Source organism: Streptomyces sp. ADMS (genome assembly GCF_033441795.1).
Lineage (GTDB): Bacteria > Actinomycetota > Actinomycetes > Streptomycetales > Streptomycetaceae > Streptomyces.
The window spans coordinates 1-21,833 of record NZ_JAVFVX010000031.1; the positions used below are offsets into that span (position 1 = coordinate 1).

The following is a 21,833-nucleotide window of genomic DNA, read 5'->3' on the forward strand; positions in this document are numbered from 1 at the left end:
TGGCCCGGACCCCGAGGGGTCCGGGCCACCACCGTCTCTACGGTCCGTACCCGCCCGAGGCCGGACCTGGGCATACGTCAGGGGACGCCCACCTGTGGTGGACGCCCCGCTCTCACGTCTCGCGGTCACCAGTCGGAGAACAACGACCCGACGGGCTACTGGCCACCCTGCTGTTCGTCGCGGCGCCGCTGCCAGCGTTCCTCGATGCGGTCCATCATGGAGCGCCGCTGCCGGCCCTGTCGGCGAGCGTGCGGAGCTCCGGGGGCGGCACCCGCGGCGGGCTGTTCACCCGGCTTGGGAGCCTTGCGCCAGCCCGTCACGGCCAATACCGCACAGCCCAGCATGACGAGGAACCCCACCACGCTGACCCAAATCTGCTGTGCGACCATTCCGGCCATGAGGAGCGCGATACCTACGAGGAAGCCCGCGACCGCCTGGTAGACCCGTCGCCGGGTGTACGTGCGCAGCCCGCTTCCCTCAAGCGCTGTCGCGAACTTGGGATCTTCGGCGTACAGCGCTCGCTCCATCTGCTCGAGCATTCGCTGCTCGTGCTCCGAGAGCGGCACGGAGTCCTCCTCATCGTGCAGTCGCCGGGGCGACCGGGGGTCCCCTTCAGGATAGGCAGGGAATCGCCCCCGTGAAACCCGCCCCTCTACGCCAATTGGCAACCGGAATCCGCCATGGCCGTCCGGCTCACTGAGGCGTTCATTCCCCAGCAACCGGCCCGTCATGCCGGGCGGTCTCCCTCGATCATACGGCTCCGGGCGCCCGATCGGGGGGCCTGTGGCGTACTCCATCTGCGGCCGAGCCCCTGATCAGCGGTCCATCACCGGAGGTGACTCAGACCTCGGTGGCACCCGGTGTCTCGCCGAGCACATGAAGCTGCGTGGCCACGGCGTGGAACGCGGTCTGCTCGGCCGCCGCTGCCTCCAGCTTCAGCAGCGCGTCCAGGGCGCCGGGCTCGGTGTCCACGAGGACGCCGGGAACCAGGTCGGCGAAGATCCGCACGCCGTGCACGGCGCCCACGATCAGGCCCGCGCTCTCGACCAGCGCGGTGAGTTGTTCGGCGGTGAAGCGGTGAGGGACGGGGTCACCCTCGCCCCAGCGGCCGTTCGGGTCGTCGAGCGCCCGCCTGGCCTCCTTGAAGTGCCCGGCGAGGGCCCGCGCGAGCACCGCGCCGCCGAGTCCGGCGGCGAGCAGGCTGAGAACGCCCTCGGAGCGCAGGGCGGCCACCGCGTTGCGGACGCCCTCGGCAGGGTCGTCCACGTACTCCAGGACGCCGTGGCAGAGCACCGCGTCGTAGCCACCGCGCTCGACCACGTCGAAGAGGCCGTGCGCGTCGCCCTGGACGCCCCGGACCCGGTCGGCGACGCCGGCCTCGGCGGCCCGGCGCTCCAGCGCGAACAGCGCGTTGGGACTCGGGTCGACGACGGTGACGCGGTGCCCGAGGCGGGCGACGGGCACCGCGAAGTTGCCGCTGCCGCCTCCGGTGTCGAGGACGTCCAGCGACTCGCGCCCCGTGGCTTTGACGCGGCGCTCCAGGGCGTCCTGAAGGACCTCCCAGACCACGGCGGTACGGAGAGAAGCGCGGGGGCGCATCGGGTCCGACACGGCAGGTGACTCCTCGGCGCGGCACCGCCGCTTGCGCGGCGGAGCGAACGGGGTGCCTTCCCGGCCCCTTTGGGCTGCGGAAAGGCTGCGGCTTCCCCACCTTATTGCCTCCGGTGACGTACCCGGTGATCCGTCTCAGCCCGCGTCCGGGACGTCCCGGTCCCCCTCCTGGTCCCGGACCGTCCCCGGGGGCGTGTCCGGGTCCTGGCGGGGCTGTGGAAGCACGGGCTGGAGCACGAGCATCCGTTCGACGAGGCGCAGGAACATCGCCACGTCGCGTATCAGGTCGTCGGCGTCGCGGTTGCCGGCCGCGCCCTGGATGCCCGCCTCGGCGCGGGCACGGCGGCGGGCGCCGGAGGCGAACAGCACGCTCCACTCGGCGAGTTCGGGAGCTATCTCGGGGAGCACCTCCCAGGCACTGCGGATGCGCGCCCGGCGCCTGGGGGTGGGTTCGGGGCGGCCCCGGGCGGCGAGCACCGCGGCGGCGGTGCGCAGGGCGGCGAGGTGGGCGGTGGCATACCGCTCGTTCGCGGTCTCCAGGACGGCCGCCTCCTCAAGTCCGGCACGGGCCTGGGCGAGCAGGTCGAGGGCGGCGGGCGGGGCCGTGGCCCGGCGGAGCACGGGGTGCACATCGCTCGGCGGGCCGGTCAGTGAGGGGGCAGGGCCGGGGGCGCGGTGCCGACGGGCGGCGGCTGCGTTCGAGCTGGCCATGACGAACCTCCTGTCGTCTGTGTGACGGCATGCCCCGACGGGAGATGCCGTATGTGCCCATCGTGAGGTATGCCACTGACAATCCGTTCTGACCTGGTCTTTTGCTTCGATCAAAGGTTCGGGTTACTTTTCGGACTGACCAGTCAGTGCATAAGGTTGGGGACCAGTGGACGGTCCGCACTGGCTCGGGGCGACCACCCGGGCCTTCGGCCTCGAAGGGCTTCGCGGCTGGGCCTTCCGTGAGGTGTCCTTCGACGCGGAGCCCGGCTCGTTGATCGCGGTGGAGGGGCCGTCCGGATCCGGACGCACCTGCCTGCTGCTCGCGCTCACGGGCCGGATGAGGGCCACCGAGGCGTCGGCCACGATCGGGGCCTGGAACCTGCCCCGACACTTGGCCCCGGTGCGCCGCGCGAGCGCACTCGCGCACGTCCCCGGGATCACCGACCTCGACCCCGCCCTGACTGTGGGCGAGCACCTGCGGGAACGGGCGCTGCTGGAGCGCCGGTTCGGCGGTTCCCTGCGCGGGCTGCTGCGGCCACGGGCGGACCGGGCGGCCGAGGTGAAGCAGCGCGTTGACGGCCGCCGTCCTCGACCGCGAGGCACTGCCCAGGGGCTCCCGGACCGCCGTACTCGATCTGAAGCGCCTGGAGGCGCTGCGGCTGTCCGTGGCACTGGCGCTGGTCGGCCGGCCGCGACTGCTCGGGGTGGACGAAACCGATCTGAAGCTGTCGGAGGCCGAACGGGCCGAGGTGTGGGCGCTGTTGACGAACCGGGCTCTCCACCGCCAGGACCGGCGCCACCGCCCTGGACACGGGCGTCGGCGACCTCAAGGCGGGCGCGGCCGATCTCTCCGGAGGCATGTTCAAGCTCGTCGACGGCTCCGGGAAGCTCGCCGGCGGGCTGCACGACGGCGCCGAGCGGATTCCCGGCTACGACCGGCAGGACCGCGACGCGCGCACCGAGGTGATGTCCGATCCGGTCCGGCTCGCCTCCCAGGACGTGCACAGGGCGCCCAACTGCGGCACCGGATTCGCGCCGTACTTCATCCCGCTGTCCCTGTGAGTGGGCGTGATGGTCGCCTACATACTGATCCCGCCGCTCAACCGGCGGGCGCTCGCCACGGGCGCCTCGGCATGGGCGCCTCGGCATGGCGGATCACGCTGGCGGGCTGGCTGCCGGTGGCCGCCCTGGGCGTCCTCCAGACCGTGACCCTGATGTCCGTACCGCACTGGGCGATCGGCCTGGAAACGGCACGGGCGGCCGGGACGGTGGGCTTCCTGTTCCTGGTCACGGCATGCTTCGCGGCGATCGTCCAGTGGCTGAACGCCCGCTGCGGAGCGGCGGGCCGGATTCTCGTACTCGCCTTCCTGATGCTCCAGCTGACGTCCGCGGGCGGCACCTACCCCGTGCAGACCAGCCCCGACTTCTTCAACGCGATCCACCCCTTCATGCCGATGAGCCACGTCGTCGAGGCCCTCCGGAGGCTCGTCACGGGCGGTGGGCTCGGCCCGGTGTGGCAGGCGTGTGCCGTGCTGGCCGCGTTCACCGCCGGCGCCCTGGCACTGACCGCCGTGCCGGCCCGCCGCAGGCAGGTGTGGACCCTGGACCGACTGCACCCGGAGGTGAGCTTGTGACGTCTCGTCAGCGTGCGGCCGGTGTTCCTGTGAGAATCAGGACCATGGAACGCAGCAGCACCCCGTCGGGCGGCAGTACGCGCCGCGAGGCCACCCGGCAGAAGCTCTACGAGGCAGCCGTCACGCTCATCGCGGAACAGGGCTTCTCCGCCACCACGGTGGACGAGATCGCCGAACGGGCCGGGGTCGCCAAGGGCACGGTCTACTACAACTTCGCGAGCAAGTCGGTCCTCTTCGAGGAGTTGCTGCGGCACGGCGTGGAACTCCTCACCGCTTCCCTGCGGGAGGCTGCCGAGCAGACCGCCCGGGACGGCGGCTCCAAGGTGGACGCCCTGGACGCGATGATCCGGGCCGGGCTCCTCTTCATCAGCCACTACCCGGCCTTCACCCAGCTCTACGTGGCCGAACTGTGGCGCACCAACCGGACCTGGCAGTCCACCCTGATGGTGGTCAGACAGCAGGCGGTGGCGGTCGTCGAGGGCGTCCTGCGCGAGGCTGTGGCGGACGGTGAGCTCAGCGAGGAGATCGACATCCCGCTGACCGCGGCGGCCCTGGTGGGCATGGTCCTGGTCGCCGCCCTGGACTGGCAGTCCTTCCAGCCGGAACGCTCCCTGGACGATGTCCACTCGGCACTGTCCCGGCTGCTCCAGGGACGGGTGAGCGGCAACCGCTGAGCCAGCGGGGCAGGCAGGGCAGGGCGCACGGAGAAGCGCCGGTCCGTTGTGGCCGCGTCCCCCGCGGGCCACCTCGAACCGGCGCTTCCCTTTCTGCTCCCCCGTTTCCCCCGTTCCCCCGTGTTCCCCCGTTGGCCCCCGTGCGGTCGTTCCCCCGGGTCCCCCGGTGCCTCGCTCCCGCCGACGGATCGGCGGAAGGAGCGGTCCAGGGCGCCGGCACCGTTCCGCCGCCCCGTGTCGGCGGTACCGGAGCCGTGCCCTTTTCCGTGACTCCACTCTCTCGTTCCCGCAGGTCGCAGCCCATCCGTACGCCTACTCATCTCTCCTGCTAGGTACGCGTACTCAGCCCTGCGCACTCACCCCCAGGACGTGTCGTTGCCGACTGGTTACGATCGCGGGCGTGTCCGTACTCCCTCTCGTCTTCACCAGCGGCTGGGCCAGCGGTGTCAACGCGTACGCGGTGGTGCTGCTCCTCGGTGCCTTCGGCGCGACCGGGCTGAGCGACGAGGTCCCCGAGTCCCTGCAGCGCCCCGAGATCCTCGTCGCGGCGGGCGTGCTGTTCCTGTGCGAGGCCGTCGCCGACAAGATCCCGTACGTGGACTCGATGTGGGACGCGGCGCACACCGTGATCCGGCCGGTCTCCGGGGCCGTCGTCGGGGCGTTGCTCGCCGGGCAGAGCGGTTCGCTCTCCGATCTGGCGGCGGGCGCGATCGGCGGTTCGACGGCGCTGGCCAGCCATGCGGTCAAGGCCGGGACGCGGATGGCGGTCAACACCTCGCCCGAGCCGTTCAGCAACGTGATCGTGAGCTTCGCCGAGGATCTCGGGGTCGCCGGCATCGTGACGTTCGCGATGTTCCATCCGGAGGCGGCGGCGATCATCGCGGGCACGCTGCTGCTCATCGGCCTGGTCCTGCTGTTCTTCCTGGTCTCCCGGATCAGACGGTTCCTGCGGCGCCGGGCCCAACGGCGCGAGGAGAGGCGGCTGGGGTCCCGGGCGGGGAAGCCGCCGGGGTGACCGCCAGCTTGTCCCGACCCTGAGGACCGGGACCGTCCTGCTGATGCCGGTGGCCCGATAAAGTCCCTGGCGTGACTCCGCTCCCCCGCCTGAGGTGGGGGTCTTCCAGCCCAAAGGCTGCGGTCCAGCCCTAACCGGTCCATTTCGGGACACAGCGAAAATACCATCCGCTAGGAGACTGATGGCACGGATTGCGGTGATCGGCGCCGGCATGGGCGCGATGGCGGCCGCTGCCCGGCTGGCCGTCGCGGGCCACCGGGTGGCGGTGTACGAACGTGGGGAGACGTACGGCGGAGCTGTGCGCCGCTTCGAGCGCGACGGGTTCTCGTTCGACACGGGTCCCGGGCTGCTCACTCTGCCCGCTGTCTACCGCGACCTGTTCCTCAAGACCGGAAAGCGGCCTCTGGAGGAGTGCGTCGACCTGGTCCAGGTCGACCCGTCCTCACGGCACGTCTTCCCGGACGGCACGGAGGTCGCCCTGCCGAACGCGTCCCGCGCGGGCGTCGTCCAGGCCCTGGAGGCGGCTCTCGGGGCCGGGGCGGGCGACCGCTGGGGCGACTTCCTGGTCAGGGCGCGCGAGGCCTGGGACCGCACACGCAGACCGCTCCTGGAGGAGCCTCTGTGGACCGACTGGCAGGTGCTGGCCGAGCGTGAGCCCTATCCGGCGGTCCCCCACAAGCGGCTGCTGCGCACCCGCCGGGCCGGCACGCTCGCCGAGGTCGCCGCCTGGGAACTGCGTGACCCGCGCCTGACCGCCCTCCTGGAGAGTCACGCCCTGGCGTACGGCCTCGACCCCCGGGACGCTCCGGCGAGCGCGGCCGTGCTGCCGTACATGGAGCACGCCTTCGGTACCTGGTATGTCCGTGGCGGCCTCCGGGAGTTGGCGCGAGCGGTGTACGAGCGGTGCGTGGCCCGGCGGGTCGAGTTCGTCTTCGGCGCCGAGGTCACGCGCATCGTCGAGAAGGACGGCCGGACGGCGGGGGTGGAGCTGGCCGGGGGCACCTCCCAGGCTTCCGGCTCCGGGGGAGGGACGGTGGCGGAGGCCGACCATGTCGTGGCGGGGCTGGATCCCGTACGGCTGAAGGGGCTGGCGGAGCACCCGCTCGACGGGGACGGTGACGTGTTTCCCGACGCGTCGACGCCGTCACCGGGCCGGTTCACCGTGCTGCTGGCCCTGCGCGGAGCCCGTGAGGCGGGCGCCGCGCATCGCACGGTCGTGCACACGCCGGACCGCGAGGCCGAGTTGGACTGGGTGAGCGGGGAAGGAGCCGGCCCTGTGCACCCCACGGTGACCGTGCTGCGGCCGGACGACCCCGCGCTGCGGCCCGACGAGGAGCACGAGTCCGTGGTTCTGACGGCGGTGGCACCGCCCAAGGGCGACTGGGCGGTCGACGGCTCGGCGGAACGCTTCGCGGAACTGCTGATCGGTGCGGCCGGGACAGCTGTCCCCGGACTGCGGGAGCGGCTCCTGTGGCAGGAGACACGGACGCCCGGCCACGCCGGGGACGAGACGGGCGCCTTCTGCGGTGGCGTCCCGGCGCCCTCGCTCGCGGGCGGGGAGGGCAACTTCCTCCATCCCGCCAACAGCACCCGGCTGCCTGGGCTCTACCGCGTGGGCGGCTGGTCCCACCCGGGGGGCGGGCTTCCGCACGCGGGCATGTCGGGTGCCCTGGTGGCGGGGCTGATCGTGGAGGGCCCGGGCTTCCGGGGCTCACAGTGAACCCCGGACACCCGGGCCGGAAGCAGGGCCCATGAAGCGGTACTAGAAGCGGTACTGCTGCTCGTCGTACCCGTTCCCGTACCCGTTCCCGTTCCCGTTCCCGTTCCCGTTCGCCTGCCCGTTGCCGTTCGCCTGCCCGTTGCCCTGATCGTTGCCGTTGTCCTGGTAGGGATACTGCTGCTCCGGCGGGAGTTCACCGCCGAACAGCGGGTCGTCGGTGTTCCGCTGCTGCGGGACCCAGACACCGCTCGCCGGGGTCTCGTAGCCACCGGCGCCGTACTGCTCCTGGTCGTAGCCCTGCTGGCCGTACTGCTGCTGGTCGTAGCCGGAGTCGTACGAGGTGCCGCCGTAGCCCTGCCCGATGTACGGGTCGGAGTAGGCGGCGTACTGCTGCTGGCCCGAGGCGTCGTAGCCGTACTGCTGCTGGTCGTAGCCCGTGTAGCCGTCGTATCCGTAGGTCTGGTCGGGACCCTGGGCCGCCGTCGCGTACGACTGGTCCTGGCCCGCGCCCGCGTAGGACTGGTCCTGACCGGCGCCCGCGTAAGGCTGGTCCTGGCCGGCCGCCTCCGCGTACGCGGCGTCGCTGTATATGCCGTACGAGCCTGTGTCGTCGGGGAGGGGCTGCGGCTCGTAGACGGCCGCGCTCTCCGCCGCCGTGGGCCGGACGGAGCGGGCCGGAGTGAAGACGTCGTCCCGGTCGTATTCGCGGTCGAAGTCGTCGCCCTGCCGGTACGTTCCGGCACCGGTGTCGTAGGCGTCGCTGCCGGCACCGTCGGCAGAGTTGTTACCGGGTCCTCCGTACGCGCCCTCGGGCGTCTCCAGGTCGGAGACCTCCAGCGTCGGGTCCTGGTGTTCCGCCTCGCCGCGGCGGCCCTTCTTGCCGAGGCCCGCGAGGAAGCCCGAGCGGCCTGCGACCGCCCAGCCGGCCGAGAAGCCGCTGCGGAACGAGAGTGTGACGTATGTCTGCCCGACCGCGAAGGCCGCGGCGCCCAGGCCGATGACCACCACCGACGGGATGAGCACGCCGAGGACCACGCCGAGGAAGCCGCCGAAGGCCAGCAGCCGCCAGCGCAGCCGCGCCTTGTACTGCAGCAGAACCTCTCCGAGTAGCCACAGCGCGACGATGCCAAACGCGATGTAGAGGACCGTCCAGCCCATGTACGCCCCTCTCCCAGTGGCCGCTACGCAGTGTGTCGTACGCCCGTGCGGCCGGTCTAGGCCCGCTGTGGGTGGTGCAGACCCAGGTTCTCGTAGATTTCCAGCGACGCCGTGGAGTTGTTCAGCGTAATGAAGTGCAGTCCGGGGATTCCCTCGGCCAGCAGTCGCGCGCAGAACTCCGTGGCGAACTCGATGCCAATGGAGCGTACAGCCGCCGCGTCGTCTTTGGCTGTGAGGATCCGCTCTTTCAGGGCGGAGGGGATGGCCGCGTTACTGAGCTGCGGCAACCGCTCCAGCATCCGCACGCTGGTCACGGGCATGACCTCGGGGATGACCGGCGTAGGGCAGCCCGCCGCCGCGACCGCGTCCCGCAGCCGCAGATACGACTCCGGGTGGAAGAACATCTGCGTGATCGCGTAGTCGGCGCCGGCGCGGCACTTGTCGACGAAGTGCGTGACGTCCGCGTCCCAGTCCGGGGAGCGCGGGTGCGTCTCGGGGAAGGCCGCGACACCTACGCAGAAGTCACCCGACTCCTTGATGAGACGCACGAGTTCGGCGGCGTACGTCAGACCGCTCGGGTGCGGTACCCACTCGGCCATCGGATCGCCGGGCGGGTCGCCGCGCACGGCCAGGATGTTGCGGATGCCCGCGTCGGCGTACTGGCCGATGATGTTGCGCAGTTCGGCGATGGAGTGGTTGACCGCAGTGAGGTGGGCGACCGGGGTGAGCGTCGTGTCGGAGACGATCTGCTGGGTCTCCTTGACCGTGCCCGCCCGGGTCGACCCGCCGGCGCCGTACGTCACGGACACGAAGTCCGGCGCGACCGCCTCGACCCTCCTGAGCGCGTTCCACAGGTTCCGCTCGCCCTTGGGAGTCTTCGGCGCCGAGAACTCGAAGGAGTACGTGGTCTTGCCGGACGCGAGCATGTCACGCACAGTCCGTGCGCGGTCAGTCCTGGTGGACGCGGTTCCGAAAGCCATACCCGCAGGTTAGCCAGGGGGCGTCGGTCCCCCAACCGGATGGCGGAAATTTGCCCGGATTGTCGACTTGTTGTCCACGCCTCGGACACCTGGAGCTCAGGGATCTCCCGTCACCCGGTCACAGGGAACGCAGCCGCTTGGCGAACTCCGTCGCCGCCGCGCCCGGGTCGCCCGCCTCCGTGATCGCCCGTACGACCACGACCCGGCGGGCGCCGGCCGCCAGCACCTCGTCCAGGTTGCCGAGGTCTACACCGCCGATGGCGAACCAGGGGCGCTCGGTGGCGAGCCCGGCCGTGTACCGGACCAGGTCGAGGCCGGGGGCGTGGCGGCCCGGCTTGGTCGGGGTCGGCCAGCAGGGGCCGGTGCAGAAGTAGTCCACGCCCTCCTGGACGGCGGCTGCCGCGGCCTCGGACTCGGCGTGGGTGGAGCGGCCCATGAGTACGTCCGGGCCGAGGACCGCGCGGGCCGCCGGGACGGGCAGGTCGCCCTGGCCGAGATGCAGCACGTCGGCACGGGCGGCGTGGGCGACGTCCGCGCGGTCGTTCACCGCGAGGAGCTTGCCGTGCCGGGCGCAGGCGTCGGCGAAGACCTGGAGGTGGTCCAGTTCCTCGGCTGCCTCCATGCCCTTGTCCCGGAGTTGCACGATGTCGACCCCGCCGGCCAGCACGGTGTCCAGGAACTCGGCGAGGTCGCCCTGTCGTCGGCGGGCGTCCGTGCAGAGGTAGACCCGGGCGTCGGCGAGCCGGGCGCGGGCTGCGCCGGCGCCTGCGGTCTCCCCGGGCACTATCTCGGTCGTCTCGGGCATACGTGGGTCCCCCCATGGGCGCGCCCCGGGGTGTCTCCCCCGGGCGCGCCCCTGTGTGGCGGTGTGCGGCCCGCGAACCGCACGCCGAACGGCTTGTCGGATCAGACGGCGAGCGCCTGGGCGCGGCGCTTCACCTCCGTGCCGCGATTCTCGCTGAGGGCCTGCGCGGGGGTGCCGGGCAGGCTCGGGTCGGGAGTGAAGAGCCACTCCAGCATCTCTTCGTCGGAGTAGCCGTCGTCCCTCAGGAGCGTCAAGGTGCCGGTGAGGCCCTTGACGACCTTCTGCTCGACCCCGTCGATAAAGGCGGCGGGGACGTGCAGCGCACGGTTCTCACCACGGCGTACGGCGATCAGCTGGCCTTCCCTGACCAGCTGCCGGACGCGTGTCACCTCGACATCGAGCACTTCGGCGATGTCGGGGAGGGTGAGCCAGGCGGGGACGAGAGCATCGATCTTTGCGTCAATCTCGGTCACGGGACAAGCGTGCCATCCCGCACTGACAGTCGGAAGCCGGGCCCCTCCGACCTGCGCCGTCACAGTGGCGTCGAGGCCGCGTCGAGCCGGGCCGCGCTAGGCCGTGGCCGCTTTCAGGGGCCGGGACGGGTCCGTCAGCGCCCTGGCGTCCATCAGGGTTCCCGCCTCGACCAGGCGGCGCCCCTGGGCCAGGTCGCGGGGGCGGCCCACGGCCAGCAGGGCGACCAGGCGGCCCTCCCGCAGCCAGCAGACCGTCCAGGCGGGGCCCGACGGGTCGCCGCGCCACAGGGTGGTGTCGGCGACCCCGTGGTGGCCGATGTACTGGACGAAGCGGCCGAACTGCTCCGACCAGAAGTACGGGACCGGGTCGTAGACCGCCGGGGACTCCCCGACGATGTTCGCGGCGACCGTACGGGGTCCCTGGAGGGCGTTGTCCCAGTGGTGGACCAGAAGGCGCCGGCCATACCTTCCCGAAGGGAAGGAGGCGCAGTCGCCGACCGCGTAGACGTCCGCAGCGGAGGTGCGCAGGTGGTCGTCGGCGACGACCTCCCGGTGGTCACCCAGGGCGATCCCCGAGCCCGAGAGCCAGGCCGTGGCCGGGCGGGCCCCGATGCCGACGACGACGGCGCCCGCGGGCAGCCGCGAGCCGTCGTCGAGCACCACCGCGCCGGGCTCGACGCGTGCCACGCGCGCGTGGGTGCGCAAAGTGGCGCCGCTGCCGGCGTACCAGGCGGCCATCGGCGCGGCCACATCGGCGGGCAGGGCGCCCGCGAGAGGCCGGTCGGCGGCCTCCACGACGGTGACCGCACAGCCGGCCTCGCGCGCGGCGGTGGCGAACTCGGCGCCGATCCAGCCGGCCCCGACGACCACGATGTCGTGCTGGCGTGCCAGCACGGGCCGCAGCCGCTCGGCGTCGTCGAGGGTGCGCAACAGATGCACACCGGGTACGCCCTCGGTGCCCGGCAGGCGGATCGGTTCGGCACCGGTCGCGAGGACCAGGACGTCGTACGGGACGGGCCCCTCGGCGGTGCCCAGCTCGTGCCGGCCGGTGTCGACGCCCAGCACCTCGCGCCCGAGCTGCACCTCGATGCCGAGGGCCTCGAAGTCGACGTCGAAGGCGGAGTCCTCCGCCTTGCCGAGCAGAACGGCCTTGGACAGCGGCGGACGGTCGTACGGCTGATGGGGTTCGGCGCCGATCAGTGTGACGGAACCGGTGAAACCCTGCTCCCGGAGGGCGACCGCGGTCTGTACCCCGGCCATGCCCGCGCCCACGACGACCGCGCGCCGGGGCTGCGACAGCCCCTGCGCGCCCTGTGCCTGCGTCTGCTCACTCACCCGATCACCATAGACAACTGACAGATTGTCAGTCAGTGGGCGCGGTCCGTGATCTCCTCCACATCCGCCGGCTCGACCTGTGCGACCTGCTCGACCAGGCTCGTCCCGCTGCCCGGCTGCGACTCCCACTCCCAGGTCTCCGCCAACCGCAGCCGCCCGTCCGGCAGTTCGGTCACCTCGGACACACAGTGGCCCGCGGACGTCGTGCCGTCGTGCTTCAGCTGCACGTACCGGAAGTCGAGACGGTCACCTTCCCGCGTACCCACGAGACGGCCGCGTACGACGTCGCCGCCCGCGTACTCCGCCCAGATCTCGCCGTCCTTCTCGTGGTACGCGAACCTGGTGCGCGTCCCCACCTGGCCTGGGGCCTGGTCAGCGACCGGGGCGAGGACGAGACCGTCGAGCGAGCGGGGCATGGGCGAAGGCTCCCTTACATGCGGGTTGCTCTGCGAGCTAGGCTGACCAGCGTAAGCACGCGGGAGCCCGGACGCACCGGGCTGAGAGGGAGGCTGGCGGCCTCCGACCGTACGAACCTGATCCGGGTCATGCCGGCGAAGGGAGGGGCTGGACGCCCATGTCGCGTACGCACACGTCGGACGTCGTTGTCGTCGGAGGCGGGATCATCGGGCTCGTGACGGCCTGGCGGGCCGCACAGCGGGGGTTGGCCACGACCGTCGTGGATCCCGCGCCGGGCGGCGGGGCCGCACAGGTTGCCGCCGGGATGCTGGCCGCCGTCACGGAGCTGCACCACGGGGAGCAGACCCTGCTGGGGCTGAACCTGGAATCGGCCCGCCGCTACCCGGACTTCGTGGCCGAACTCACCGAACTGACCGGCCACGACCTCGGCTACCGCCGCTGCGGCACACTCGCCGTCGCGCTCGACGCCGACGATCGCGCCGAGCTGCGCGAACTGCACGCCCTGCAACAGCGATCGGGCCTGGAATCGGAGTGGCTGTCGGGGCGCGAATGCCGGCGCCTGGAACCGATGCTCGCGCCGGGCGTGCGCGGGGGGCTGCGGGTGGACGGCGACCACCAGATCGATCCGCGGCGGCTCGCCGGGGCGCTGGTGGCCGCGTGCGAGCGGGCCGGGACGGTGCTGCGCCGGACGTGGGCCGAGCGGCTCGTCGTACGGCGTGGGCGGGCCGTGGCGGTCACGGACTCGGAGGGCGACGAACTGGCCGCCGGGTCGATCGTGCTGGCCGGCGGCAGTCTCAGCGGGCGGCTCGCGGGCGTCCCCGAGGCCGTGCTGCCGCCCGTACGGCCAGTGAAGGGCCAGGTGCTGCGGCTGACCGTGCCGAAACGGTACGCGCCGTTCCTGAGCCGGACCGTGCGGGCCGTGGTGCGCGGCAGCCAGGTCTATCTGGTGCCGCGCGCGAACGGTGAGCTGGTCGTGGGTGCCACGAGTGAGGAGTTGGGCTGGGACACGACGGTCACGGCGGGCGGCGTGTACGAGTTGCTGCGCGACGCCCACGAGCTCGTCCCCGGGATCACCGAACTGCCGCTCACGGAGACCCGGGCGGGGCTGCGGCCCGGGTCTCCCGACAACGCGCCACTGCTCGGCCCGACCGGGCTGGAGGGGCTGCTGCTGGCCACGGGCCACTACCGCAACGGTGTGCTGCTGACCCCGGTCACGGGTGACGTGCTGGCGCACACGCTGGCCACCGGTGAACTGCCGGACGAGGCCCGGGCCTTCACCCCCCGGCGGTTCGACCCCGTGCGCATGGAGCAGTTCGTATGAGCCGTCACGTGAACATCCTGGTCAACGGCCGGCAGCGTGCGGTCTCCCCGGGTACCGCGCTCGACGCTCTGGTGAAGTCCCTCACCTCGGCACCCTCCGGTGTGGCCGCCGCACTCAACGAAACCGTCGTCCCGCGCGCGCGTTGGTCGTCGACCCCCCTCTCCGAGGGAGACCGCGTCGAAGTCCTCACCGCCGTCCAAGGAGGCTGAGCCATGGCCGACGATCCCTTTGTCCTCGGTGGTACGACCTTCACGTCCCGGCTGATCATGGGTACGGGGGGTGCGCCCAGCCTCGACGTGCTGGAACGGGCGCTGGTGGCCTCCGGCACGGAGCTGACGACGGTCGCGATGCGGCGCGTCGATCCCTCGGTACACGGGTCGGTGCTGTCGGTGCTGGAGCGGCTCGGTATCCGGGTGCTGCCCAACACCGCGGGGTGCTTCACCGCCGGGGAGGCCGTGCTGACGGCCCGGCTGGCCCGGGAGGCGCTCGGTACGGACGTGGTGAAGCTGGAGGTCATCGCCGACGAGCGGACCCTGCTGCCGGATCCGATCGAGTTGCTGGACGCGGCGGAGGTGCTGGTGGAGGACGGGTTCACGGTGCTGCCGTACACCAGCGACGATCCGGTCCTCGCGCGGAAGCTGGAGGACGTCGGGTGCGCCGCGATCATGCCGCTCGGGTCGCCCATCGGGTCGGGGCTGGGGATTCGCAACCCGCACAACTTCCAGCTGATCGTGGAGCACGCGCGTGTGCCGGTGATTCTGGACGCGGGGGCGGGGACGGCGTCGGATGCGGCGCTGGCGATGGAACTGGGGTGTGCGGGGGTGATGCTGGCGTCGGCGGTGACCCGGGCCCAGGAGCCCGTGCTGATGGCGGAGGGGATGCGGTACGCGGTTTCGGCGGGGCGGTTGGCCTACCGGGCCGGGCGGATTCCCCGGCGGCACCTCGCTTCGGCCTCGTCTCCTGTCGCCGGGGTCGCCCGGTTGGATCCTGAGCGGCCTGCTTTTCAGGCGCCCTGAAGGCGCCTGGCCTCTGGTCTCGCACCCGCGCACCACTCGTTGCCGGTCCGTTTACCAGCGGAGCTCTCCTGTGGGGCTTTCTCACCATCGGCGCTTGTCCGTTGCGATCTGCGTCACAGGTCGGCTGCAGTACCGCTGCTTTCCTGTGCTTTCCTGGCCGAAACCGCGGCCTTGTCAGCGGCGGCTCGTACACTCACCTGCGTGGATACGACCCTTCAGGACCCTCTCGTCGGGCAGGTGCTCGACGGCCGCTATCGCGTGGACGCACGGATCGCGGTCGGCGGGATGGCAACGGTCTACCGGGCCGTGGACACCCGTCTCGACCGCGTGCTCGCCCTCAAGGTGATGCATCCCTCGCTCGCGTCCGACGGCTCCTTCGTCGAGCGGTTCATCCGGGAGGCGAAGTCCGTGGCCCGGCTCGCGCACCCCAACGTCGTACAGGTCTTCGATCAGGGCGCCGACGGGTCGTACGTCTATCTCGCCATGGAGTACATCGCCGGCTGCACCCTGCGTGACGTGCTGCGTGAGCGCGGCGCGCTGCAGCCGAGGGCCGCGCTCGACATCCTGGAGCCGGTGCTCGCCGCGCTCGGCGCCGCACACCGGGCCGGGTTCGTCCACCGGGACATGAAGCCCGAGAACGTGCTGATAGGGGACGACGGGCGGGTCAAGGTCGCCGACTTCGGGCTCGTGCGGGCCGTGGACACGGTCACCAACACGACCGGCTCCGTCCTCGGCACCGTCTCCTACCTCGCGCCCGAGCAGATCGAGAGCGGCACCGCCGACCCCCGGGTCGACGTGTACGCCTGCGGCATCGTCCTCTACGAGATGCTGACCGGCGACCAGCCGCACTACGGCGACTCCCCCGCGCTGGTGCTCTACAAGCACCTGCACGAGGACGTGCCGCCGCCGTCGGCCCTCGTACCGGGCCTGGCCTTCGAACTGGACGCGCTGGTCGCCTCCGCCACCGCGCGCAACGCCGGCATCCGCCCGTACGACGCCGTGTCGCTGCTCTCGCAGGTCCTGGAGACGCGCGGCTCGCTCGACGCCGAGCAGCTGGACGCCGTACCGCCGCAGGCCGTCGCGTCGGGGCACGACAACGCCGAGGACCTGACCAGCGTCATCCCGCGCGCGCTGTCGGTGCCACGGCCCCTGCCCGTCAACGAGGACGAACCCCCGCTCGACGAGCGGCAGTCCAACCGGACCGACCGAACCAGTCAGACGAGCCGGCTGGGGGCCGTCGCTCTCCCTGAGGCCGCCCCGCCCTCCCGGCGGGCCGCGCGGAGCCCGAAACGGCGTGCGCCGTTCGCCATCCTGGTCGCCGCGCTGCTCGTCCTCGGTGTGGGGACGGGCGTCTGGTACATCAACTCCGGGCAGTTCACTCAGGTCCCGGCGGTGCTGTCACAGACCGAGGCACAGGCCAAGGCCCGGCTGGCGGACGCAGGGCTCGACGTCAAGGTCGAGGACGCCTACAGCGACACGGTGGAACGCGGCACCGTCATCAGCACGGACCCCGAGGTCGGCGCGCGCATACGGGCCAACGACTCCGTGACGCTCACCATCTCCAAGGGCCCGGAGACCGTGCCGGTGCCCCAGCTCGCGGGCTACCGCCTCGACAAGGCCAGGGCGCTGCTGAAGCAGAGCGGTCTGGAGCCGGGAATGGTCACCCGGGAGTTCAGCGACGAGGTGCCCCGCGGTTCCGTGATCAACACGAGCCCGGTCCCCGGCACCGAGCGGCGCGCGGGTTCCGCGGTCGCGCTCGTCGTCAGCAAGGGCAGCCCTGTCGAGGTCTCCGACGTCACCGGCGCGAGCCTCGCCGACGCGCAGGCCGAGCTGGAAGAGGCCGGGCTGAGGGTGAAGGTCGCCACCGGGACCGTCAACTCGGACGAGTTCGAGCAGGGGCAGGTCGCCGTCCAGTCACCGGAAGGCGGCAGTGACGCCGAGCAGGGCGACACGGTCACGCTGACGATCTCCAAGGGCCCCGAGATGATCGAGGTTCCGGATGTCGTGGGCGACAGCGTCGACGAGGCGAAGGCGGCTCTGGAGGGGGCCGGGTTCACGGTCGACGAGGACCGGGGGCTGCTCGGGCTCTTCGGCGACACCGTGAGGAAGCAGTCCGTGGACGGCGGCGGCACCGCCGCAAAGGGGTCGACCATCACCATCACGATCCGCTGACCCGGGCGGACTGTCGCCGGCATCGGTTTCGGCATCGGCATCCGCCGACGGGGGGGCGCTCCACCGCGTGACACCCTGAAAGGGTGACCAGCAAGCAGCTCCGCAACCCCGTCGGCGGCCATGTTCCCGTGGCCGGCGGTCTTCACTCCGTCGGCCTGTCCTACGCCCGCGACCTCCTGGCCGAGACCGTGCAGGTCTTCGTCGCCAACCCGCGCGGCTGGGCGACGCCCGTCGGCAACCCCCGCCAGGACGAGGAGTTCCGCGCGGCCTGCGCCGACGGCGCGATCCCGGCGTACGTCCATGCCCCGTACCTGATCAACTTCGGCTCGCACACCGGGGCGACCGTCGAGCGGTCGGTGGAGTCGCTGCGGCACTCACTGCGGCGCGGGCGTGAGATCGGCGCGCTGGGCGTGGTGGTGCACACCGGGAGCGCGACCGGCGGGCGGGACCGGTCCGTGGCCCTCAGGCAGGTACGGGAGAATCTGCTGCCGCTGCTCGACGAGCTCACCCACGACGACGACCCGTGGCTGCTCCTGGAGTCGACCGCCGGGCAGGGCTCCTCCCTCTGCTCGCGCACCTGGGACTTCGGGCCGTACTTCGAGGCGCTCGACGCCCATCCGAAGCTCGGCGTCTGTCTCGACACCTGCCACATCTTCGCCGCCGGGCACGATCTGACCGGGCCCAGCGGTATGCACCAGACCCTCGATCTGCTCGTCGGCACGGTCGGCGAGGGACGGCTGAGGCTGATCCACGCCAACGACTCCAAGGACGTGGTCGGCGCGCACAAGGACCGGCACGAGAACATCGGTGCGGGTCACATCGGCGAGGACCCGTTCCGCGCGCTGATGACACACCCCGCGACCGAGGGCGTACCGCTGATCATCGAGACGCCCGGCGGGAAGGAGGGGCACGCGGCGGACGTGGAGCGGCTGAAGAAGCTCCGGGACGGGTAACGGATCAGGGAGACCCAATATACCCCCAGGGGGTATATTGCTCGTGAGTGCGGGAAACCGTGACACCGGGAGTACCCATGGAGCACGCGACACACGCACACGAGCCCACACGCCATCGCCGTCCAGGCCACCCTCCAACCTCACCGGATGCGCCATCGGCGAGGAACGGCAGGCGATCGGCACCGCACTCGGCCGGGGCGACATACCTACGCCGACCCTGGCGATCACACTCGCCTTCTTCTTCGGCTACGCGTTCACTCTGCGCGGCGTCCAGTGAAGGCCGGTGTCGGCCTGAAGGCCGCGATCCGGGTCGCGCTCGCCGCCGACACCCTCTCCGTCGCCGTGATGGAGCTGATCGACAACGGCGTGATCCTCTTCTGGCCGGGAGCGATGGACGCCGAGCTGACGGACGCGAGCTTCCGGTGGGTGCCGGCCATCGCGCGCACCGCCGCCTTCGTGATCACTGCGCCGGTCGACAAGTGGACGACCGGCTGCGGAGAGGGCCACGCGGTGGTGCACCACTACCGCCACCGGCCCCGCCCCCGAGCTCAGATCTCGGGGCCGTCCCCGGGCTCCTCCTGGTACGAGTAGCGCTGTTCGCGCCATGGATCGCCGACGTTGTGATAGCCGCGTTCCTCCCAGAAACCGCGGCGGTCGGCGGTCATGTACTCGATCCCGCGCACCCACTTGGGGCCCTTCCAGGCGTACAGATGGGGTACCACCAGCCGGAGCGGGAAGCCGTGTTCCGCGGTGAGGAGTTCGCCGTCCTTGTGGGTGGCGAAAATCGCGCCGTCGGACGCGAAATCAGCCAGTCGGAGATTCGAACTGAAGCCGTATTCCGCCCAGACCATGACGTGTGTGACCTCGGGAGCCGGTGGCGCGGCCGCGAGGATGGTACGCGCCGGAATTCCGCCCCACTCGGCGCCCAGCATGCTGAACTTCGTGACGCAGTGCAGGTCGGCCACGACCGAGGCGTACGGCAGGGCCGTGAACTCGTCGTGATTCCAGCAGTGCTTCTCGCTGTCGGCGGTGGCGCCGAAAACCCTGAACTCCCAGCGCTCGGGGCGGAATTTGGGAACCGGCCCGTAATGGGTGACCGGCCAGCCTCGCTGTACTCGCTGCCCCGGCGGCAACTCGGGCTGCGCCGCGCCCCCTGAACCGCGCTCTCCCGATTCACGTTCCACCGGCTGACCCATGACTCCATCCTGACAGACCACGGAGAGTGCGCATGACCAGGCCTGTCCACATTCCATCAAGTCCGGATAACTTGGACTAAGCATGTCCTTACTTACTAAGTGCGCACTTACTGGACGATCTTCGGTGGCGGTGAAATCATGCGGCGGCAACCTCCCCTGTCCCCCGCTTGGAAGGAGCCTCTGCGATGCAGGGCGACCCCGAGGTCATCGAATTTCTCAACGAGCAGCTGACCGCCGAACTCACGGCGATCAACCAGTACTTCCTGCACGCGAAAATGCAGGAGAACTTCGGCTGGACGAAGCTCGCGAAGTACACGATGCACGAATCGATCGACGAGATGAAGCACGCGGAGGTGCTCACCGACCGGATCCTGTTCCTGGACGGTCTGCCGAACTACCAGCGGCTCTTCCATGTGCGGGTGGGACAGACCCTCACCGAGATGTTCCAGGCGGACCGGCAGGTCGAGGTCGAGGCGATCGACCGCCTCAAGCGCGGTATCGAGGTCATGCGCGGCAAGGGCGACATCACGTCCGCGAACATCTTCGAGTCCATCCTCAAGGACGAGGAGCACCACATCGACTATCTGGACACCCAGCTGGAACTGGTGGAGAAGCTCGGCGAGGCGCTCTACATCGCACAGCTCATCGAGCAGCCGGAGAGCTGACAGCCGATCTCCAGGGCTCAGGCGGCCTCGTCCAGCTGTTCGGCCAGGACCGGCTGGCCCTCGTCGACGAGCCCACGGGTCGGACAGGCCCCCCTGCCCAGCAGCGCCTGGATGCGCCGTACGCACGAACCGCAGTCCGTGCCCGCCTTGCAGGCCGACGCGATCTGCCGGGGAGTGCAGGCGCCGTCCGCCGCGTGCTTCTTCACCTGCGACTCGGTCACTCCGAAGCAGTTGCAGACGTACACGCGGGTCACCTCCCGACGGGATCCAAAGGTCGTGCCGTACCGAGACCAAGGATGTCCGTTTGGCCGGTGAGGCATACCTAACCTTACCCGGCTCGCAGGTGTCCGAAAAGTAGTGTGGGGCGCGGATCGTATGTGATCCGCGCCCCACGCACGCGCCTGTAACAGGCGGAACAACTGGTGATCTGCTACTGGTCCCGGTACATCTCCGCGACCAGGAACGCCAGGTCGAGCGACTGGCTGCGGTTCAGACGGGGGTCGCAGGCCGTCTCGTAGCGGTGGTGCAGGTCGTCGACGAAGATCTCGTCGCCGCCGCCCACGCACTCGGTGACGTCGTCGCCCGTCAGCTCCACATGGATACCGCCGGGGTGCGTACCCAGCTCCTTGTGGACCTCGAAGAAGCCCTTGACCTCGTCGAGCACATCGTCGAAGCGGCGGGTCTTGTGACCGGAGGCCGCCTCGAACGTGTTGCCGTGCATCGGGTCGGTCACCCAGGCCACCGTCGCGCCCGACGCCGTGACCTTCTCGACCAGCTCGGGCAGCTTGTCCCGGACCTTGTCGGCGCCCATGCGGACGATGAAGGTCAGCCGGCCCGGCTCACGGTCCGGGTCGAGGCGCTCGATGTACTGGAGCGCCTCCTCGGCCGTCGTCGTCGGGCCGAGCTTGATGCCGATCGGGTTGCGGACCTGGGAGGCGAACTCGATGTGCGCGCCGTCCAGCTGCCGGGTGCGCTCACCGATCCACACCATGTGCGCCGAGACGTCGTACAGCCGCCCGGTGCGGGAGTCGACGCGGGTCAGCGCCGACTCGTAGTCCAGCAGCAGCGCCTCGTGCGAGGAGTAGAACTCGACCGTCTGGAACTCGGCCGGGTCCGTCCCGCAGGCACGCATGAAGTTCAGCGCGTTGTCGATCTCGCGGGCCAGCTGCTCGTACCGCTGGCCGGACGGGGACGACTTCACGAAGTCCTGGTTCCAGGCGTGCACCTGGCGCAGGTCGGCGTAACCGCCGGTGGTGAAGGCGCGCACCAGGTTGAGCGTGGAGGCGGACGCGTTGTACATCCGCTTCAGGCGCTCGGGGTCCGGGATGCGGGACGCCTCGTCGAAGTCGAAGCCGTTGACCGAGTCACCGCGGTACGTCGGCAGGGTCACACCGCCGCGGGTCTCGGTGCCCTTGGAGCGCGGCTTGGAGTACTGGCCGGCGATCCGGCCGACCTTCACGACCGGCACGGAGGCCGCGTAGGTGAGGACGGCGCCCATCTGGAGGAGGGTCTTCAGCTTGGCGCGGATGTGCTCGGCACCGACGGCATCGAAGGACTCGGCGCAGTCGCCGCCCTGGAGGAGGAACGCCTCTCCCTTGGCGACGGCCGCCATCCGGGCGCGCAGCTGGTCGCACTCGCCCGCGAAGACGAGCGGCGGATACGACTCCAGCTCCGCAACAACTGCGCGCAGAGCCTCGGTGTCGGGGTACTCGGGCTGCTGCGCCGCGGGCAGGTCTCGCCAGGTGTTGCCAGCGCTCGCGCTGGTCTTAGCGTTCACGGTCACGGCCCCAACATTACGGGGTCATGTCGGGCGTCCATCCGCCTGCTCATCAAGTGAGACGGGGTTCGCTCGTTCGGTCCGGTGAACGGGGCCACCGGACCGTGGGTCGGTTCGGCTTCTGCCCGTGTCCTGTGGTGTATGGTCCGTCGCATGTTCGCGCACTCGACCCAGAACCAGAACTGGTGGTGGCCCGCTCG

Annotated in this window: 21 protein-coding genes, 3 pseudogenes and 1 riboswitch; of the genes and pseudogenes, 12 read left to right on the top strand and 12 right to left on the bottom strand. The window is 70.9% G+C overall.

The window, feature by feature from the left end:
* Positions 1 to 155: 155 nt before the first annotated feature.
* From RB628_RS15885 to RB628_RS15895, 3 genes are all read right to left on the bottom strand, one after another.
* Positions 156 to 566 (bottom strand): DUF3040 domain-containing protein, encoded by a 411-nt coding sequence (locus RB628_RS15885; RefSeq protein ID WP_318321074.1) that lies wholly within the window; start codon positions 564 to 566, stop codon positions 156 to 158.
* Between the two features lie 274 nt (positions 567 to 840).
* Positions 841 to 1,611: a methyltransferase gene (locus RB628_RS15890; RefSeq protein ID WP_318321075.1), complete on the bottom strand. Its 771-nt coding sequence runs from the start codon at positions 1,609 to 1,611 to the stop codon at positions 841 to 843.
* Between the two features lie 135 nt (positions 1,612 to 1,746).
* Complete coding sequence (locus RB628_RS15895; protein ID WP_318321076.1) at positions 1,747 to 2,322, bottom strand: SAV_6107 family HEPN domain-containing protein; 576 nt, start codon at positions 2,320 to 2,322, stop codon at positions 1,747 to 1,749.
* A 166-nt stretch (positions 2,323 to 2,488) separates the two neighbouring features.
* Here RB628_RS15895 and RB628_RS15900 point away from each other — a divergent pair.
* From RB628_RS15900 to RB628_RS15920, 5 genes and pseudogenes are all read left to right on the top strand, one after another.
* Positions 2,489 to 3,098: pseudogene (locus RB628_RS15900) on the top strand (ATP-binding cassette domain-containing protein); the annotation flags it as partial.
* Positions 3,091 to 3,956 (top strand): annotated as a pseudogene (locus RB628_RS15905) (YhgE/Pip family protein); the annotation flags it as partial. The pseudogenes RB628_RS15900 and RB628_RS15905, both read left to right, overlap by 8 nt.
* 44 nt (positions 3,957 to 4,000) lie before the next feature.
* Positions 4,001 to 4,630: a TetR/AcrR family transcriptional regulator gene (locus RB628_RS15910; protein WP_318321077.1), complete on the top strand. Its 630-nt coding sequence runs from the start codon at positions 4,001 to 4,003 to the stop codon at positions 4,628 to 4,630.
* A gap of 400 nt (positions 4,631 to 5,030) precedes the next feature.
* Positions 5,031 to 5,645, top strand: coding sequence for a DUF4126 domain-containing protein (locus RB628_RS15915; protein WP_318321078.1), 615 nt, complete (start codon positions 5,031 to 5,033; stop codon positions 5,643 to 5,645).
* A gap of 181 nt (positions 5,646 to 5,826) precedes the next feature.
* A complete protein-coding gene (locus RB628_RS15920; RefSeq protein ID WP_318321079.1) occupies positions 5,827 to 7,365 on the top strand; it encodes an NAD(P)/FAD-dependent oxidoreductase in 1,539 nt (512 codons plus the stop codon).
* A 42-nt stretch (positions 7,366 to 7,407) separates the two neighbouring features.
* On the opposite strand, the gene RB628_RS15925 is transcribed toward RB628_RS15920, so the two are convergent.
* The 6 genes from RB628_RS15925 to RB628_RS15950 all read right to left on the bottom strand — a co-directional run bounded on the left by RB628_RS15925 (position 7,408) and on the right by RB628_RS15950 (position 12,532).
* A complete protein-coding gene (locus tag RB628_RS15925; protein WP_318321080.1) occupies positions 7,408 to 8,523 on the bottom strand; it encodes a hypothetical protein in 1,116 nt (371 codons plus the stop codon).
* 56 nt (positions 8,524 to 8,579) lie between these two features.
* The gene (gene metF / locus RB628_RS15930) at positions 8,580 to 9,503 is read right to left on the bottom strand and encodes a methylenetetrahydrofolate reductase [NAD(P)H] (protein ID WP_318321081.1); all 924 of its coding nucleotides are present in this window, start codon (positions 9,501 to 9,503) and stop codon (positions 8,580 to 8,582) included.
* A 118-nt stretch (positions 9,504 to 9,621) separates the two neighbouring features.
* On the bottom strand, positions 9,622 to 10,308 hold the full coding sequence (thiE, locus tag RB628_RS15935) for a thiamine phosphate synthase (RefSeq protein ID WP_318321082.1): 687 nt from the start codon (positions 10,306 to 10,308) through the stop codon (positions 9,622 to 9,624).
* A 101-nt stretch (positions 10,309 to 10,409) separates the two neighbouring features.
* Positions 10,410 to 10,781, bottom strand: a complete 372-nt coding sequence (locus tag RB628_RS15940; RefSeq protein ID WP_318321083.1) for an Rv2175c family DNA-binding protein — start codon at positions 10,779 to 10,781, stop codon at positions 10,410 to 10,412.
* Positions 10,782 to 10,877: 96 nt separating this feature from the next.
* Positions 10,878 to 12,116: an FAD-dependent oxidoreductase gene (locus tag RB628_RS15945; RefSeq protein ID WP_318321084.1), complete on the bottom strand. Its 1,239-nt coding sequence runs from the start codon at positions 12,114 to 12,116 to the stop codon at positions 10,878 to 10,880.
* Between the two features lie 32 nt (positions 12,117 to 12,148).
* Entirely contained in the window at positions 12,149 to 12,532 is a 384-nt protein-coding gene (locus RB628_RS15950; RefSeq protein WP_318321085.1) for a hypothetical protein, read from the bottom strand.
* A 49-nt stretch (positions 12,533 to 12,581) separates the two neighbouring features.
* Positions 12,582 to 12,694, top strand: a riboswitch (TPP riboswitch).
* On the opposite strand from RB628_RS15950, the gene thiO reads away from it, so the two are divergent.
* The 6 genes and pseudogenes from thiO (at position 12,691) to RB628_RS15980 (ending at position 18,586) form a co-directional block, all read left to right on the top strand.
* A complete protein-coding gene (thiO, locus tag RB628_RS15955; RefSeq protein WP_318321086.1) occupies positions 12,691 to 13,854 on the top strand; it encodes a glycine oxidase ThiO in 1,164 nt (387 codons plus the stop codon). (Overlaps the previous riboswitch by 4 nt.)
* Before the next feature lie 8 nt (positions 13,855 to 13,862).
* The gene (thiS, locus tag RB628_RS15960; protein WP_412180665.1) at positions 13,863 to 14,063 is read left to right on the top strand and encodes a sulfur carrier protein ThiS; all 201 of its coding nucleotides are present in this window, start codon (positions 13,863 to 13,865) and stop codon (positions 14,061 to 14,063) included.
* 3 nt (positions 14,064 to 14,066) lie between these two features.
* Positions 14,067 to 14,870, top strand: a complete 804-nt coding sequence (locus RB628_RS15965) for a thiazole synthase (RefSeq protein WP_318321088.1) — start codon at positions 14,067 to 14,069, stop codon at positions 14,868 to 14,870.
* 201 nt (positions 14,871 to 15,071) lie between these two features.
* Positions 15,072 to 17,042, top strand: a complete 1,971-nt coding sequence (pknB, locus tag RB628_RS15970; RefSeq protein WP_318321089.1) for a Stk1 family PASTA domain-containing Ser/Thr kinase — start codon at positions 15,072 to 15,074, stop codon at positions 17,040 to 17,042.
* 83 nt (positions 17,043 to 17,125) lie between these two features.
* Positions 17,126 to 17,995, top strand: a complete 870-nt coding sequence (locus RB628_RS15975) for a deoxyribonuclease IV (protein WP_318321090.1) — start codon at positions 17,126 to 17,128, stop codon at positions 17,993 to 17,995.
* Positions 17,996 to 18,109: 114 nt separating this feature from the next.
* A pseudogene (locus tag RB628_RS15980) lies at positions 18,110 to 18,586 on the top strand (DUF4396 domain-containing protein).
* Here the strand turns inward: RB628_RS15980 and RB628_RS15985 are convergent.
* A complete protein-coding gene (locus RB628_RS15985; RefSeq protein ID WP_318321091.1) occupies positions 18,544 to 19,191 on the bottom strand; it encodes a sulfite oxidase-like oxidoreductase in 648 nt (215 codons plus the stop codon). The pseudogene RB628_RS15980 and the gene RB628_RS15985 overlap by 43 nt on opposite strands.
* Positions 19,192 to 19,376: 185 nt before the next feature.
* On the opposite strand from RB628_RS15985, the gene bfr reads away from it, so the two are divergent.
* Positions 19,377 to 19,856, top strand: a complete 480-nt coding sequence (bfr, locus tag RB628_RS15990; RefSeq protein WP_318321092.1) for a bacterioferritin — start codon at positions 19,377 to 19,379, stop codon at positions 19,854 to 19,856.
* 17 nt (positions 19,857 to 19,873) lie between these two features.
* On the opposite strand, the gene RB628_RS15995 is transcribed toward bfr, so the two are convergent.
* Both RB628_RS15995 and RB628_RS16000 read right to left on the bottom strand, forming a co-directional pair.
* Positions 19,874 to 20,110: a (2Fe-2S)-binding protein gene (locus tag RB628_RS15995; protein ID WP_318321093.1), complete on the bottom strand. Its 237-nt coding sequence runs from the start codon at positions 20,108 to 20,110 to the stop codon at positions 19,874 to 19,876.
* Between the two features lie 176 nt (positions 20,111 to 20,286).
* Positions 20,287 to 21,639, bottom strand: a complete 1,353-nt coding sequence (locus RB628_RS16000) for a class II 3-deoxy-7-phosphoheptulonate synthase (RefSeq protein ID WP_318321094.1) — start codon at positions 21,637 to 21,639, stop codon at positions 20,287 to 20,289.
* Positions 21,640 to 21,833: the final 194 nt, after the last annotated feature.